Here is a 16,549-nt window from a genome sequence, read left to right as displayed (position 1 = left end):
GCGCCGGTCCATCCATCCCCCCCCGCGACGCCCGGGTAGCGCCAGGCCACGCCCGGCGGGCAGGCCGGGCCGCATGCGGTAGCATTCGCTTCCCCTCCCACGCTTGTCCCCATGCGCCTGCTGCTGGTTGAAGACAACCCGGATCTGGCTGATGCGATCATCCGTCGCATGCGCCGCAGTGGGCACGCGGTGGATTGGCAGGCCGATGGCCTGGCCGCCGCAAGCGTGCTGCGCTACCAGAGTTTCGATCTGGTGGTGCTGGATATCGGCCTGCCCAAGCTTGATGGGCTACGCGTGCTGGCCGGCATGCGCGAGCGCGGCGACAGCACGCCGGTGCTGATGCTGACCGCGCGCGACGGCATCGAGGACCGCGTGCAGGCGCTGGACGTGGGTGCCGATGATTATCTCGGCAAGCCCTTCGACTTCCGCGAGTTCGAGGCGCGTTGCCGCGTGCTGCTGCGGCGGGCCCGCGGCCAGGCCAGTGAGGTGGTGCAGGTGGGCGGCTTCCAGTTCGACAATGCCGCGCATCGGGTCACCCTGGATGGCGAGCCCATCGAGCTGCCCAACCGCGAGTACCGTCTGCTGGAAATCCTGGTCGGCCGGTTGGGCCACGTGGTCGGCAAGGATGAGATCGGCAACGGCCTGTTCGGCTTCGACGACGAGGCCGGGCCGAACGCGATCGAGCTCTATGTCGGCCGCCTGCGCAGGAAGCTCGCCGACGCGCCGCTGCGCATCACGACCGTGCGCGGCGTCGGCTACCTGCTCGAGGCCCGCGACGAAGGCGTGGACAGCGATGGCTGACGCGCGCCCGGCAGCGGCCGCGCCGGGTTCGCTGCGGCGGACCCTGCTGCTGTATCTGGGTGCGCTGCTGGCGGTGTTCGCAGTCGCCCTGCTGTTTGCCGCACGCGACTACGGCCAGCGTGCGGCCAATCGCTCCTACGATCACCTGCTGGCGTCCTCTGCACTGTCCATCGCGGATTCGGTGGCGCTGGCCGATGGCCAATGGCAGGTCGACCTGCCGTACGCGGCGCTCGACCTGCTGGCGATGGCGCCGGAGGACCGGGTGTTCTACCGCGTCGCGGACAGTCGCGGCACGCTGATCACCGGCTACGGCGACCTGCCGGTGCCACCCCGGCGGCCGGGGAGCCAACCGCAGTTCTTCGATGCGCGCTACAGCGGTGAGACCGTGCGGTTCGTGGTGGTGGGCCGCAGCTTCGCTGCTGCGTCCGCGCAGGGCGAGGTGCTGGTGCAGGTCGGCCAGACCCGGCGCGCGCGCGAGGCGGTGGCGCAGGACATGGTCAACCGGTCGCTGCTGGCGATCGGTGTGCTGTCCGGTCTGCTGCTGGCGCTGGTCGCCTTCGGTGTACACCGTGCATTCCGGCCACTGGTGAGGGTGGAACGCGAACTCTCGCGCCGTGAACCGTCGGACCTGAAGCCGCTGGATGCACGTGTGCCCCGTGAGATGGACCAGATGGTGGCGGCGCTGAACCGCTTCATGGAGCGGCTGTCGAGCAGCAACGAGACCCTGCGCGCGTTCATGGCGGAAGCCGCGCACCAGATGCGTACCCCGCTGGCCGCCCTGCGCGCGCAGGCGCAGCTGGCGCTGGATGATGACGACCCGCAGGACATGCGGCGCAGCCTGCAGGCCATCGAGCGCAATGCCACGCACATGAGCCGGCTGCTCAACCAGCTGCTCAGCGATGCCAGCGTGATCCACCGTTCGCATCTGCAGCGGTTCGCGCCGGTGGATCTGGCAGAAACCGTGCACCAGGCATTGCACGATGCGTTGCCGCAGGCCGGTCCCGCGCCGCGCGTGCAGCTGGCCGTCACTTCCGAGCAGGTGCATGTGCACGGCGATGCGCTGCTGCTGCGCGAGGCGATCAAGAACCTGGTCGACAATGCGTTGAAGTATGGCGGCGATGGTCCGCTGCAGATCGCACTTACGGTCGAGGGCGGCCAGGCGGTGCTGACCATTGCCGACCACGGCCCGGGCATCGCCGCGGCCGACGCCGAACGGGTGTTCGAGCGATTCGCCCGTGGCGAAGGCGTGCCATCCGGTGGCGCCGGCCTGGGGCTGGCCATCGTCAAACGCGTGATCGACAGCCATTCAGGCCATATCGACCTCAGCAACCGCCCGCAGGGGGGGCTGATCGCCACCATCCGCCTGCCCCGGAGCAACCCATGATCCGCCTGTTTGCCGCCGTCATCGCGCTGCTGCTGGCTCTGCCTGCGCAGGCTGCACCCGGCGATGTGCGCCGTTTCCCCGCACGTGAGACCGCCACTGCCCAGCTGCGCATCCACGGCACCACCGACATCGAGGTGTTCGCCGTGGTGATCGCCGATTACCAGCGGCTGCATCCCGGCACGGAAGTGGTGTACGAGGACATCATCACCCAGGATCTGTACGCGCGTTACCTGCAGGACCGCACCAGCCATGCGTCGCCGGATCTGCTGATCTCCAGCGGCATGGACCTGCAGACCAAGCTGGTCAATGACGGTCATGCCCTGCCACACCGCTCGGCGCAGACCGCGGCGCTGCCGGCCTGGGCACAGTGGCGGGGCGAGGCATTCGGGATCAGCTACGAGCCGGTGGTGATGGTCCACAACACGCGCACATTGCCTGCTGCCAAGGTGCCGCATACACGCCGGCAGCTGCTGGACCTGCTGCGCGCGGAAGGCGCGCCCCTGCGCGGACGGGTGGGCACCTACGACATCGAACGCAGCAGCGTGGGCTACCTGCTGGCCACGCAGGATGCGCAGCGTGGCAGCATTGCCGGTGCGCTGCTCGGGGCGCTCGGCGACAACGAGGTGGTTCGCGAGGAGCGCACCGGGGTGCTGCTGGACAAGGTTGCCAGCGGCCAGCTGTCGCTGGTCTACAACGTGCTCGGCTCGTACGCGCAGGCGCGCATCGATGCCGGCGCGCCACTGGCCATCATCGAGCCGGAGGACTACACGCTGGTGGTGTTGCGCACGGCCGTGATCCCGCGCACCGGTCCGCATCCGGAGGAGGCGCGGCGTTTCCTCGATTACCTGCTGTCGCCGCGTGGCCAGCAGGTGCTGTCGCGCGAGGCGCGGCTGATGCCGATCGTGCGCAGCGATGCCCGGCGCGATGATGCGCCCGGTCGCAGCCGGCGCCCGATCCAGCTTGGGCCGGGACTGCTGGTCTACCTGGACGCGCTCAAGCGGCGCCAGTTCTTCGATGCCTGGCGCAGCAGCGTGGAGCCGGCGGGGCGCTGATGCCCTGGTAGCGCCGGGCCATGCCCGGCGGATGCAGTGCGCTGCCCGTACAATGGCCGCATGAGCGAATACACCATCCTGATCGCCGATGACCACCCGTTGCTGCGTTCGGCGGTGGTGCAGTCATTGCGGCAGAGCCTGCCACTTGCCCAGGTGCGCGAGGTGGCCAGTGCCGAAGCGCTCGCCGAGGCGCTGGATGCGCATCCTGACGTGGACCTGGTGCTGCTCGACCTGACCATGCCCGGTGCCCACGGTTTCTCCGCGCTGCTGCACGTGCGTGGCTCGCATCCGGACATTCCGGTGGTGATCCTGTCGTCCAACGATCATCCCCGGGTGATCCGGCGCGCGCAGCAGTTCGGCGCAGCCGGTTTCATCCCGAAGTCGGCGCCCGCCGAGACCATTGGCGAGGCGGTGACGGCGGTGCTGGAGGGTGGCCTGTGGTTCCCGGCGATGGCGGCCGAGCGTTCTGAGGCCGATGCACTGCTGGCCAGCCGCCTGGCGCAGCTGACACCGCAGCAGTTCCGGGTGCTGCTGTGCCTGGCCGATGGCCTGCTCAACAAGCAGATTGCCTACACGCTGGGGTTGGCCGAAAACACGGTGAAGGTGCATGTCACCGCGATCCTGAAGAAGCTCGAATGCCACAGCCGCACGCAGGCCGCGGTGCTGGTGAAGGCGCTTGAGCCGGAAGGTGATGCGGGAGCGCCGTGAATCCGTCCCTGGAGGCTTGGCTGCCGCATCCATGCGGCGGACGCCCCCGCGAACCCAACCCGGCCGATCTCTGACAGATTTCGGTGGCCTGCCACCCACGGAAAAGGGAAAAGATCAAAAGCAGAAGCAGCCTGTCCGGCCGCCTTCTGTGGAGCCGAGCATGGGCTCGGCTCTACACGGGCAAGCGCGGCGTCGCGACCCGCTTTTGATCTTCTTTTTCTTCGCCGTGAGCGGACGAACAAGGAGCGTGTCCGACCTCAACCATGAACTGCGTTACATGTCACCCGCGATGGCGGATCAGCAATTGTGTCATCAGCGCCCGCAGCGCGGGCGGCTTCACCGGCTTGGCCATCATGCCCCAGCCTCGTTCGGCCGCCATTTCGCGCAGTCCTGCGTCGCGCTCGGCGGTCACCAGCACCACCGGCGGCCGTGCCTGCCAGTGCTCGGCCAGCACTTCGTACAGCACCGGCCCGTGATGGTCGCCCATGCGAACGTCCAGCAGCACCAGCTCCGGGACGGACCCCACGCCGGCCAGCTGTAGCGCGGCCTGGGGGCCATCGGCCAGCACCACCTCGCATCCCCAGCGCTCCAGCAGGGCACGGCTGGCAGCGCAGACATGCGGATCATCATCGATCACCCACACGCGGCGGCCGCGCAGCGGATTGTCTGCCGCCGGTTCCTGTGCCTGCGCCGGTGCCTGCGCAACAGCGGGAATCGCGTTGGCATCGCCAAGAGGTACGCCCACTGCGAACACGCTGCCTCGCCCCAGTTGCGAGCGCAGGCGGATCGGATGGCCGAGCAGGCGGCCGATACGGTCGACGATTGCCAGGCCCAGGCCGGCGCCGCGCTGGTGACCATCGTGCAGACGGCGGAATTCCTCGAAGATTTCACCCTGCAGCGCATCAGGAATGCCGGGGCCCTGGTCATGCACTTCAATCCACAACTGGTCTCCGCGCCGGCGGCAGCCGAGCAGCACCCGGCCACGCTCGCTGTAGCGCAGTGCGTTGGACAGGAAATTCTGCAGGATGCGGCGCAGCAGTGCTTCGTCGCTGACCACCACCGCGCGGGTATCCACCCAGTCCACGACCAGCCCGCGTGTCTGCGCGGCGATGCCGAACTCGCGTGCCAGCGTCTGCAGCAGCGGGCCCAGCCGGAACGCATGCACGCGCGTGGGCAGGCTGCCTGACTCCAGTCGCGCGATGTCGAGCAGGCTGTTGAGGATGGCATCCTGCGCGGCCAGTGCGGCATCGATGTGGTCGGTGGTCTGCTGCTGCGCCGGGTCGGTCAGCTTGCCGCGCAGCACGGAGACGAACATGCGCGCGGCGTTCAACGGTTGCAGCAGGTCGTGCACCGCGGATGCGACGAAACGGGTCTTGTAGCGGTTGGCCTGTTCGGCTTCGCGGCGGGCCTCGTCGAGGTCATGGGTGCGCTCGGCCACGCGGTGTTCCAGCGCATCGGCCAGTGACCGCAGTTCGCGTGCAGCGTTCTTGTAGCTGGTGATGTCGGCGTAGCTGGTGACGAAGCCGCCATCAGGCAGCGGATTGCCACGGATCTCCAGAACGGTGCCATCGTCCTTTTCGCTCTCGCGCATGTGCGGGCGGCCACTGCGCAGGTGGTTCAGACGACGCTCGATGGCCTCGTCGATCGGCCCCGGCCCGAGCAGGCCGCGGCGTGCGTTGTAGCGGAACAGCTCTTCGATGGGCCGGCCGACACGGACCAGCCCCGGCGGGAAGCGGAACAGTTCCAGATAGCGGGAATTCCAGGCGACCAGGCGCTGTTCGCGATCAATGATCACCACGCCCTGCGGCAGGTGCTCCAGGCTGCGGCTCAGGCCGCTGTCGGCATCGGTGGCAGCCTGCAGCAATCCGTCCTGGGCGGTGCGCAGTTCCTGTGCATGCTGCTTGAGCAGGGTTTCCAGTTCGCTGCGGCTGCGCTGGCGGTGCCGGGCCAGGCGCCGGCGCTGCTGCACGAACAGCAGCAGGAACCCCAGCGCCAGCCACGCAGCGGCGCCGGCCAGGGCGGCACCGCGTCCGGCGCTGGTGGCGGCACTGGCATCGTGCAGCAGATGCAGGTTCCAGTGTTCGTCGGGCAGTGCGAGGCTCTGCCACAGCATCGCCTGCGGCAGCACCGGGTCGAGCAGGCGCACCATGCGGCCACCATCGGCCAGCACATCCTCGGTACGCACCCGCAGGGGCTGCAACGAGCGGTCGGCATACTGGCGGGCATCAAGCATCTCGCGGCGCTCGTCCGCGCCCAGCGGCCGCAGCAGGCGGTAGCGCCAGGCATCGCGGTTGGACAGGAACACCACGTCATGGTTGTCGCTGGCCAGCACCACGTCCGGGCTGTTCAGCCACTCCTGTTCCAGCGCCGACAGCTCGATCTTGATCACGATCACGCCGATGCGCTGGCCGCGGTCGTCGACGATCGCCTCGGACATGAAATAGCCGGGCACGCCGGTGGTCATGCCGATGCCGTAGAAGCGGCCGCGGCCGTGGGCCAGGGCCTGCTGGTAATAGGGCCGGTAGCTGTAGTCCTCGCCGACGTTGGTGGTCGGCTGGTCCCAGTTGCTGGCCGCGACCGCGACGCCATCGCGGCCGACCAGGGTCAGGGTGGAGGTTCGGGTGACCTGGTTGGCGCGCTGCAGTTTCAGGTTCAGCTGCTGGCGCTCGGCGGGCGAGGGCGGCGTGCGCAGTACGCGCAGCAGGTCCGGGTCCAGTGCCATCACCTGCGGCAGGGTGCCGAAGCGGTCGATACGCTGCTGCAGGCCCTGGCCGTATAGCTGCAGCTGGCGCTGGACCTGCGTGCTCTCGGCCGCCAAGGCGCTGCGCCACGCGTAGTGGCCCGCCGCGATCGCGCACAGCACGGTGCCTCCGGCCAGCGCGAGGAGGGTCAGCAGCAGCATCCGGTGGCGGCCGAGCCAGTACATGGCGGCAGTCTACGCAGTGAGGGCGGGCATGACGTGCATGCCCGCCGGATTCCGCACCGTGGCGCGGATCAGAAGTGCATCTGTGCGCGCAGTTCGAAGATCTCCGGGGTGCTGTGCACACCGCGGCGGCTGGCATCGACCTTGACGTAGTTGGCCTGGAACTTGAAATGGCTGGTCAGGTACCAGTTCGCGCCCAGGGTCAGGTCGTGCTGACGGCCCCCCAGGATGCTGCCGTCGTCCAGATCCAGGCGGCTGTAGCGTGCCACCAGCTCGACCGCGCCATAGTCGTGGGCGGGCTTGATGTTGGCCACGGCGCCGGCGTTGTACGGACGGGACTCGCCGGTCAGCACCCAGCTGGCCATCGCGTACTGGCCGTGGCCGGTGTAGTCGGGCTTGCCGTCGTTGCGGGTGACAGTGGCCTGCAGCGCTTCGGCCTGCAGCGAGAAGGGGCCACGGATCCAGATGCCTTCCAGGCCGGTGCGGCGGATCTGGTCGGCGGTCACCAGCGCGCCGGAATCCACGTAGCGGATGTCGGTCAGGCCGGCTTCCGGGCGCGCGCGCAACCGTGCGCTGGCCTCGTGATGGACGTCACGGCCATCGCGGTAGCCGCGCGGGTTTTCCTGCGAGTAGGCCAGGCCCAGGTGGATCACATCGCCAGGCGCCTTCACCGGCGTCCACACCGCACGTACCGCCTGCGTGGTGCCGGGGTTGTCGCCCTGCAGGTCCTTGCCGCCGTAGGCACCGGCCTGCAGCAGGTACTGCGGGCGCTCCAGCACCCATTCCACACCGGTGCGGCGGCCGGCGTAGAACGCCTGCACCGGCAGCGCGGTCTCCAGGAAGCTACCGGCGCGCGAGGAGGTGTTGGCATCCAGGCCGACCGGCGTCTTCATGTAGCCGAAGCGGAAGCGGCCGATGTCGCGGCCCACGAAGGCCTTGCTCTCCAGGCGCAGGAACACGTCCAGCCAAGTGTCGGCCTGGAAGTCGTAGTACACCATCGCGTCGTACACGCCCTTCTTCTTCAGCGTGGCGCCGAATTCCTTGCGGCGCACGGCATCGTCATCGTCCAGGCCACTGCCGGAGGAGAAATCGTTGTAGTCGTAGGCGATGTTGGCGGTGGCCGCCAGCTCGGTGCCGTCGCCGAACGCGTACTTGGTCGGCCAGTTGTCGAAATCGGCAGCGGACGCGAAGGCGGGCAGGGCGGCCAGCGACAGGGCCAGCAGGGTGGGAATGGGGCGCATGTTGGGTGCGGCTCTCTCGGATTGCGTAGGGTCAGGACAACAACGGCCGCCAGGGCCGGAACTTGGGCAGGGACGCCACGGGCCGTTCAGCCCGCGCCACCGGCCTCCCGGCGCGGTGCGATGCCGGGCCAGTTTAGGGGGGCCGGCCACCTGAACCGGGGGGCTAGTACCAATAGGTTATCTGCGTTGGCGTGCCCGGCGCGTACAAAGGCGTCCATTGGTCGCCACCCTGCGCGTGGAGCGAGGGGGGCGGTGACCAGCTTCCACGGTATCGGCTCCCATGCAGTTCCGGGGCCGTACGTGCCTGAAAACGCCCTTCCCCGGAGTCCGCCATGCACATCCCGACCGCTGCCCCGGCGCCTGCAAAGCCGTTGCCGATCTACCGCCAGCTGTACTTCCAGGTGATCGTGGCGATCGTCCTGGGCGCCATCCTCGGCCATTACGAACCCCTGATCGGCGAGAAGATGAAGCCGCTCGGCGATGCCTTCATCAACCTGGTGAAGATGATCATCGCGCCGGTGATCTTCCTGACCATCGTCACCGGCATTGCCGGCATGACCCACCTGCGCACGGTCGGCCGCGTGTTCGCCAAGGCCATGGCCTACTTCCTGTTCTTCTCCACGCTGGCGCTGGTGGTGGGCATGATCGTGGCCCACGTCGTACAGCCTGGCGCGGGCATGAACATCAACCCGGCCGAGCTGGACCAGACCGCGGTGCACAGCTACGTCGAGAAGTCGCATGACCTGACCCTGGTCGGCTTCCTGATGGATGTCATCCCGAAGACGCTGATCAGCGCCTTCGTGGACGGCAACATCCTGCAGGTGCTGTTCGTGGCCGTGCTGTTCGGCATCGCGCTGGCGTCGGTCGGCGAGAAGGGCAAGCCGATCCAGAACTTCCTCGAAGCGCTGGTGGCTCCGGTGTTCAAGCTGGTGCACATGCTGATGAAGGCTGCTCCGATCGGCGCCTTCGGCGCGATCGCCTTCACCATCGGCAAGTACGGCGTGGGGTCGTTGATCAACCTGGCCTGGCTGGTCGGTTCGTTCTACATCACCGCCTTCCTGTTCGTGGCGGTCATCCTGGGCGTGGTCTGCCGCCTGTGCGGGTTCTCGGTGTTCAAGCTGGCCCGCTACCTGAAGGCCGAACTGCTACTGGTGCTGGGTACCTCTTCGTCCGAGTCGGCGCTGCCGTCGCTGATGGAGAAGATGGAGCGGGCCGGCTGCAGCAAGTCGGTGGTGGGCCTGGTGGTCCCCACCGGCTACTCGTTCAACCTGGACGGCACCAACATCTACATGACCCTGGCGGCGCTGTTCATCGCCCAGGCCACCAACACCGAACTGACCCTGGGCCACCAGATCGCGCTGCTGCTGGTCGCCATGCTCAGCTCCAAGGGCGCGGCCGGCGTCACCGGTGCCGGCTTCATCACCCTGGCGGCCACCCTGGCCGTGGTGCCGGAAGTGCCCGTGGCTGGCATGGCGCTGATCCTCGGCGTGGACCGCTTCATGAGCGAATGCCGCTCGCTGACCAACTTCATCGGCAATGCCGTGGCCACGGTGGTGGTCTCGCGCTGGGAAGGCGCACTGGACCGTGACCGCCTGAAGCTGGCGCTGGATGGTCGCGAAAGCGAACTGCCGCCGCCGGTCGATGCCGTGCCGGAGGCACTGCCCGCCAAGGGCTGATCCAGGTGTGTGGTACCGCGGGGCCGGTCACGTGAGTGGTGCGGCCCCGCGGCGTTTCAAGGCGTCCCATGGCTGTCATGGGCAGCGCCGAAGCTGGTGGCTCCAGGTTGTCGCATACGCCAGGGAATTGTGCGGTCGCAGCATGCCTGCGACAGGATAGCGACAGGTCCGGGCGCCCCAACGGGGGTATGATCCCCTGTCCCTCTTGCCCATTCATGTATCCAACGTCGATGTCCAACGAAGATTTCAAACAGGCCGCCCTCGATTACCACCGGATGTCCCCGCCGGGCAAGATCAAGGTCTCCGCGACCAAGCCGATGCTGACCCAGCGCGACCTGTCGCTGGCGTACTCGCCGGGCGTGGCGTACGCCTGTGAAGCAATCAAGGCCGACCCGCAGCAGGCCAGCGAGCTGACCGCCCGCGGCAACCTGGTGGCGGTGATCTCCAACGGCACCGCGGTGCTGGGCCTGGGCAACATCGGCGCACTGGCCGGCAAGCCGGTGATGGAAGGCAAGGGCGTGCTGTTCCAGAAGTTCGCCGGCATCGATGTGTTCGACATCGAAGTGGACGAAACCGATCCGGACAAGCTGGTCGACATCATCGCCTCGCTGGAGCCGACCTTCGGCGGCATCAACCTGGAAGACATCAAGGCGCCGGAATGCTTCGTGGTCGAGCGCAAGCTGCGCGAGCGCATGAAGATCCCGGTGTTCCATGACGACCAGCACGGTACGGCGATCATCGTCGGCGCGGCGGTGCTGAACGCCATGGCGATCACCGGCAAGAAGATCGAGGAGGTGAAGCTGGCGACCACGGGCATGGGCGCGGCGGGCGTTTCCTGCGTCAACATGCTGGTGCAGCTGGGCCTGAAGCCGGAGAACATCCTGGCGTTCGACCGCGAGGGCGTGATCCACACCGGTCGTACCGATCTGGACCCGGAAAAGCAGCGTTACGCACGCGACACCGACAAGCGCACCCTGGCCGAGATCGTCGACGGCGCGGATATCTTCCTGGGCCTGTCGGCGCCCGGCATCCTCACCGCCGAAATGGTCAAGACCATGGCGCCGGACCCAGTGATCTTCGCACTGGCCAATCCGACCCCGGAAATCATGCCGGAAGTGGCGCGTGCGGCGCGTCCGGACGCGATCATCGGCACCGGCCGTTCGGATTACCCGAACCAGGTCAACAACGTGCTGTGCTTCCCGTACCTGTTCCGCGGTGCGCTGGACGTGGGCGCCACCGCGATCAACGAGGAAATGAAGATCGCCTGCGTGCGCGCCATCGCCGCACTGGCACGCCGCGCCGCGACCGACATGGGCTCGGCCTACGGCGGTGAAACCCCGAGCTTCGGCCGCGAGTACCTGATCCCGCGCCCGTTCGATCGCCGCCTGCTGGTGGAGCTGTCCGCTGCCGTGGCCCAGGCCGCGATGGACTCGGGGGTGGCCGCCCGGCCGATCGCCGACATGGGTGCCTACCGTGACAAGCTGGCCCAGTTCGTCTACCGCACCAGCCTGATGATGAAGCCGGTGTACGACCGTGCACGCACCGACAAGCAGCGCGTGGTCTACGCCGAAGGCGAAGAGGAAGTGGTGCTGCAGGCGGTGCAGAACGTGGTCGATGAAGGGCTCGCACATCCGATCCTGATCGGCCGGCCGGACGTGATCGAAGCGCGCATCGAGCGCCTGGGCCTGCGCCTGAAGGCTGGTGAGCACTTCGAGATCACCAACATCAATGACGATCCGCGCTTCAACGAATACTGGCAGTACTACCACGGGCTGACCGGTCGTCGCGGCGTCACCGTGGCGGCGGCGAAGAACCTGATGCGTTCGCGGCCGACCCTGATCGCCGCGGTGATGGTCGCGCGTGGCGAAGCCGATGCAATGCTGACCGGCATCGTCGGCCGTTTCCACAAGAAGCTGGGTTATGTCCGCAGCGTGCTGCCGCTGGAGCCGAAGGTCACCTCGACCTCGGCGATGACCGGCGTCATCAACCAGCAGGGCGTGTTCTTCTTCGTCGACACGCACGTGCAGGAAGATCCCAGTGCCGAGCAGATCTGCGAGGCGACCCTGCAGGCCGCGTACCGCATGAAGCTGTTCGGCATCGAACCGAAGGTGGCGCTGCTGTCGCACTCCAATTTCGGCAGCCACGATTCCAAGGACGCGCTGAAGATGCGCCAGGTCCGCGAGCTGCTGCTCAAGCGCAATCCGCGCCTGAACGTGGACGGCGAGATGCAGGGCGATACCGCCTGGGACGAGGCGCTGCGCCAGAAGCTGCTGCCGGGTTCCACCCTGCAGGGTCGCGCCAACCTGTTCGTGCTGCCCAATCTGGAAGCGGCCAACATCGCCTACAACCTGGTGCGTGTGTTCACCGATGGCGTGGCGATCGGCCCGATCCTGATGGGCGTGAACAAGCCGGTGCACATCCTGACCACCAGCGCGACCTCGCGCCGCATCCTGAACATGACCGCCATCGCCGCGGTCGATGCGCAGATCCGCAAGCAGCTGGAAGCGGAAAAGAAGGCGTAATCCTTCGTCAACGCGATCGGTAGCGCCGGGCCATGCCCGGCGAGCGCGCAGCGCGGCAAATCAGGCATTCCGCCGGGCATGGCCCGGCGCTACCGGTCAGCGCTTGCCGCCTCGTGCCGGTGCCGGCGGCGGGGCATCCGAACGCGGCGTGGCGTACTCGGCCCATAGCGCCGGCAGGCCCTTGCCGGTGTGCTGCTGCCACAGCGCCAGGGTGTACTGGCCGTTGCGCAGGGCCTTGTCCAGCGCCAGTACCAAGCCGGGGTGTCCAGCTTCGGCCCATTTCAGGAAGGCCCCGGTTACCCGGTAGCCGCTTTCCACGCTCTGGCCCTTGCCCACTTTTTCCGGCAGCGCCCAGCCCGCTGCGGCATTGTCCGTGCCGTAGCGGTCGCGGGCGTAGTCGGCGATGCCTTCCACCAGCCAGCCCGGCACCCGCGTGTCGCCGTAGCTCGGGTAGCCCTGCACGATGTGCATCGCCTCGTGGGTCACCAGGTCGATGTCATCGGGGTGCTTCACCAGCCAGCCCGGGTTGATGGTGATGGTGCTCGCCTTGTCCTTCTCGCCCACGTAGGCGACGCCGTCGTAGGCCGGATCGATCACGATGTGCACCTCGGCCGGTGCCGCCGGGTGGAAGTCCGCCCGTTCGCGCAGGTAGGCGGAATAGAACGTATCGACGATGCGCTGGCGTGCCGGTGCGGCCAGCGCACCGGTCGCATCCTGGTAGTGCAACGTGATGCCTTCGCGGGTGAACTGGCCATCGAAGGCCCGGCTCTGCGACGGCTGGGCCAGCGCAATGCCGGGCAGGGTGAATGCAGCAAGTGCAAGGGGCAGCAGGCGAATGCGCATGGGGTCACCGTACAGTGGAGGGGGACAGCAGTTCGATCTCAGCCAGCTGCAGGCGTCCCGGCGCAGTTACGCGCAGGCGGTACTCGGCATAGCGTGAGGGCGAGGCGATGCGGAACGGACGGGTCTGCCGCGCAGCACTGAAGTCTTCGCCACGCCGCTGGTCCAGCGTGGTCCAGCGGCCATCGCCGTTACGGGCTTCCAGCGTCCATCCGGCCCCCCGGATCGGCCCTTCGCCGCTGGTCAGCGTATACATCGTCGGCGCGCCATCACCCACGGCGCTCAGCATGAGGGTGGCACCCGCGCCCAGCGGAACGGCCGTGGTCGCATCGTCGTCCAACAGCGCGGGCACGGCGCGGCCATCGGCCAGCGCAGCGCGCGTGCCGCTGCCCAGCAGATCGTGCAGCATCTGCGGTCGCTGGCCCGGTGCGGTCAGCGAACGGGGCACGTCGTCGGCGCCTGTGCCCCAGCGCGAAGGCTGCGGGCCCATCTCGAAGTCCAGCGTCGCGCCCTTGGCGATCACCTCGTGCGGTACCCAGGTCCGGGTCCATGGCGTGCCGTTGATCTTCAGCGACTGGACGTAGACATTCTCCGCGGAGTTCTGCGGCGCGTTGACGGTCAGCACCGCGCCACCCTGCAGTTCCACCCGGGCGTGCCTGAATGCCGGGGAGCCGATCACGTATTCCGGCGCGCCCATCCGCAGTGGATACAGGCCCAGCGAAGCCAGCACGTACCATGCGGAGGTCTCGCCATTGTCCTCATCGCCCGGATAGCCTTGGCCGATCTCGCTGCCCACGTACAGCCGCGACAGGATCTCGCGCACGTGCTGCTGGGTCTTCCAGGGCTGCCCGGCGTACAGATACATCCACGGGATATGGTGCGCCGGCTGGTTGCTGTGCGCGTACATGCCCATGCGCACGTCGCGCGCTTCGGTCATCTCATGGATGATGCCGCCGTAGGAGCCTGCAAACGCTGCATCGGCGGTCTCCGGCGTGGCAAAGAAGGCATCGAGCTTGGCGGCCAGCCTGTCGCGGCCACCGTACAGCGCGGCCAGGCCCTCGCCATCGTGCGCGGCGGTGAAGGCGAACGTCCAGCCGTTGGATTCGGTGTAGTCGTGGCCCCACACGCGCGGATCGTAGTCCTTGGCGTCCACGCGCCAGCTGCCGTCGGCCTTGCGGCCCTGGAAGAAGCCGGCGGCAGGGTCGAACAGGGTCGCGTAGCCGGCAGCGCGGTAGCGGAAGTAGTCGGCTTCGGTGCTGTAGCGCTCGCGCTGCGCGGCGGTGGTCGCGCGCTTGGCCAGTGCCTCGGCCATGTTGGCGATGCCGAAGTCGTTCAGCGCGCCTTCCATCGTCCATGACATGCCTTCATGCACGTCGGCACTGGCATAGCCGCGGAACGTCGAGCGGTCCATGCCCTTGCGCCCTACATGGCGATCGGGCGGTACCACGGTGGCGTTCTTCAGCGCCGCGGCATAGGCCTCGGCGGGATCGAAACCGCCGACGCCCTTCAGCCATGCGTCGGCGAAGGCCACGTCGGAACTGGTGCCGACCATCAGGTCCGCGTAGCCCGGCGATGACCAGCGGGCGATCCAGCCGCCCGCGCGGTACTGCTCGATGAAACCCTGCACGAGCTGGCCGGCGTCCTCCGGCGTGAACAGTGCGTACGCCGGCCACGTCGTGCGGAACGTATCCCAGAAGCCATTGTTGACGAACACCCGGCCATCGCGCACGCCACTGAAGGTGCGACTGTCACTGCCATCGGTGTTGTTCTCGCTGGCGCTGGCCTGATTGGCGTAACGCCACTCGGGGGCGGCAGCGCTGCCGACGTTTTCGTGGCCGGAGTTGGGATACAGGTACAACCGGTAGAGGCTGGAGTACAGCGTGGTCTTCTGGTCGTCCGTGGCATCGCCGATATCGAAGCGGGCCAGGCGCGCATCCCAGGCATCCTGGGCGCGGCCGGCCACGCTTTCCAGCGTATCCGTGGCGGAAATCTCCAGAGCAAGGTTGTGCCGCGCCTGTTCGAGCGAGATCAGCGAGGTGGCAATGCGCATGGTGACGCGGCGATCGCTGCCGGCATCGAACTTGATGTAGCCGGTCGGGCGGCCGCTGTCGATGCGTCCGCTGCTGCGCCAGGGCCGGTCGAAGCGGGCCACCACGAACATGCGGCCGGCACCGTTGGACAGGCCGCTGCGCGTGTCGGTGTAGCCGGACAGTGTCTGCGTGGCCGCATCCAGGGTCAGCCCGCCGCGCGCATCCACATTGTCGAACAGCAGGTTGGCATCACCTTCCGCAGGGAAATCGAAGCGGAAGACCGCGGCGTGGTCCGTCGGCGCGATGGAGGCGGCGATGCCGTTGTCGAAGCGCACGTCGTAGCGGTAGGGGCGCGCGTTCTCGTGCGTGCGGTCGAAGGACAGCGCCCGCTTGCTGCGGTCGGCCTCGGGCACACCGCGGCTGGCCGACGGCATCACCTGGAAGGTCTGGCGGTCGCCCATCCAGGGACTGGGCTGGTGACTCAGCGCGAGCGCCTGCAGCTGCGGGCGGTTGTTCGCATCGTTCTGCTCGTTCCAGCGGTACAGCCAGTTCAGTGCACCGGCATCGGTCACCGGGGTCCAGAAGTTGAAGCCGTGCGGCACCGCCGTGGCCGGGAAATTGTTGCCGCGCGAGAACGTGCCGTTGGCCTGCGTACCGCGGGTGGTCAGCACCCAGTCCGAGACCCGCTGCGGCACCTGCCGCGGCTGCGCATCCAGGCGCACGTCATCGATCCAGCCGGACACCGGCGCACCGTCGGCGCTGGCCACTTCCAGCTCGATGGCGACCACCCGGCGGCCGCGCAGCGCAGGCACATCGCCCAGGCGTACGGCCTTGCGCGCCCACTGCTGCGGATACAGCGTTTTCGAATCGCCCTGCGCACGCGCGCCCACGGCGATGCCGTGCTGATCACGCGCGGAGCTGGCCGATACGCGGCTGCCATCGTCCAGGCGCAGGTCCAGCGAGACGTAGGTGGAGGCCACCGTGTCCTTGTCGACGATCTCCGGCAGCACCAGCCAGGACAGGGTGGTGTCGGCGTCGATGGTCAGGTCCGTGCTGAACAGGTCGCGCCGCGCCGCGCCACCGTCGGCCTGATAGTGCAGCGCGCGCAGGCCGCTGTAGCCCGCGTTGCGCTTGGCCGCATACGGCGCCGCCGGACCGGTGCCGATCTGCACCTGCAGCGCGCCGCCGGCCTTGGCCGGTGCGGGCTCACCTGCCTCGAACGAGGTCTGCAGGCCCTGTGCCACTGCGGGCAGGGCGGGCGTGGCGCAGGCCAGGGCCAGGGCGAGCGGAAGCAGGGCGCGGCGCGGATCGGACAGGGTCATGCAGGGTCTCCCGGAAGGGCAGGCGGCAGGCAGGACCCGCATCGGCACGT

At 68.1% G+C, this 16,549-nt stretch carries 10 protein-coding genes; 6 read left to right on the top strand and 4 right to left on the bottom strand.

Features of this window, described 5'->3' with window-relative positions:
• Positions 1–111 precede the first annotated feature (111 nt).
• The 4 genes from N8888_RS15635 to N8888_RS15620 are packed head-to-tail and all read left to right on the top strand — an operon-like array spanning position 112 to position 3,945.
• Positions 112–801, top strand: coding sequence for a response regulator transcription factor (locus N8888_RS15635; protein ID WP_053517418.1), 690 nt, complete (start codon positions 112–114; stop codon positions 799–801).
• Positions 794–2,185 carry a sensor histidine kinase gene (locus tag N8888_RS15630; protein ID WP_164152822.1) on the top strand — a complete coding sequence of 464 codons (1,392 nt, stop codon included), beginning with the start codon at positions 794–796 and terminating at the stop codon, positions 2,183–2,185. The genes N8888_RS15635 and N8888_RS15630 overlap by 8 nt, the downstream gene beginning before the upstream one ends.
• On the top strand, positions 2,182–3,237 hold the full coding sequence (locus N8888_RS15625; protein WP_263175704.1) for an ABC transporter substrate-binding protein: 1,056 nt from the start codon (positions 2,182–2,184) through the stop codon (positions 3,235–3,237). The genes N8888_RS15630 and N8888_RS15625 overlap by 4 nt, the downstream gene beginning before the upstream one ends.
• Before the next feature lie 60 nt (positions 3,238–3,297).
• Positions 3,298–3,945, top strand: a complete 648-nt coding sequence (locus N8888_RS15620) for a response regulator (RefSeq protein WP_053517414.1) — start codon at positions 3,298–3,300, stop codon at positions 3,943–3,945.
• Between the two features lie 280 nt (positions 3,946–4,225).
• Here N8888_RS15620 and N8888_RS15615 read toward each other — a convergent pair whose 3' ends face one another.
• Together N8888_RS15615 and N8888_RS15610 are read right to left on the bottom strand one after the other, a co-directional pair.
• The gene (locus N8888_RS15615; RefSeq protein ID WP_065175120.1) at positions 4,226–6,871 is read right to left on the bottom strand and encodes a hybrid sensor histidine kinase/response regulator; all 2,646 of its coding nucleotides are present in this window, start codon (positions 6,869–6,871) and stop codon (positions 4,226–4,228) included.
• Positions 6,872–6,939: 68 nt separating this feature from the next.
• Positions 6,940–8,109, bottom strand: coding sequence for an OprO/OprP family phosphate-selective porin (locus tag N8888_RS15610; RefSeq protein ID WP_053517412.1), 1,170 nt, complete (start codon positions 8,107–8,109; stop codon positions 6,940–6,942).
• A gap of 332 nt (positions 8,110–8,441) precedes the next feature.
• Between N8888_RS15610 and N8888_RS15605 the strand changes: the two genes are divergently transcribed.
• Both N8888_RS15605 and N8888_RS15600 read left to right on the top strand, forming a co-directional pair.
• Complete coding sequence (locus N8888_RS15605) at positions 8,442–9,785, top strand: dicarboxylate/amino acid:cation symporter (RefSeq protein ID WP_053517411.1); 1,344 nt, start codon at positions 8,442–8,444, stop codon at positions 9,783–9,785.
• Between the two features lie 230 nt (positions 9,786–10,015).
• Positions 10,016–12,307, top strand: coding sequence for an NADP-dependent malic enzyme (locus N8888_RS15600; protein WP_065175119.1), 2,292 nt, complete (start codon positions 10,016–10,018; stop codon positions 12,305–12,307).
• Positions 12,308–12,403: 96 nt separating this feature from the next.
• On the opposite strand, the gene N8888_RS15595 is transcribed toward N8888_RS15600, so the two are convergent.
• A complete protein-coding gene (locus N8888_RS15595; protein ID WP_263175700.1) occupies positions 12,404–13,150 on the bottom strand; it encodes a basic secretory protein-like protein in 747 nt (248 codons plus the stop codon).
• Between the two features lie 4 nt (positions 13,151–13,154).
• Positions 13,155–16,499: a GH92 family glycosyl hydrolase gene (locus N8888_RS15590; RefSeq protein WP_263175698.1), complete on the bottom strand. Its 3,345-nt coding sequence runs from the start codon at positions 16,497–16,499 to the stop codon at positions 13,155–13,157.
• Positions 16,500–16,549 lie beyond the last annotated feature (50 nt).

This window comes from Stenotrophomonas maltophilia (assembly GCF_025642255.1).
GTDB classification, from domain to species: Bacteria; Pseudomonadota; Gammaproteobacteria; order Xanthomonadales; family Xanthomonadaceae; genus Stenotrophomonas; species Stenotrophomonas maltophilia_P.
The sequence above is the reverse complement of the archived record's forward strand: the minus strand, read 5'-3'. Positions and strand labels throughout refer to the sequence as shown.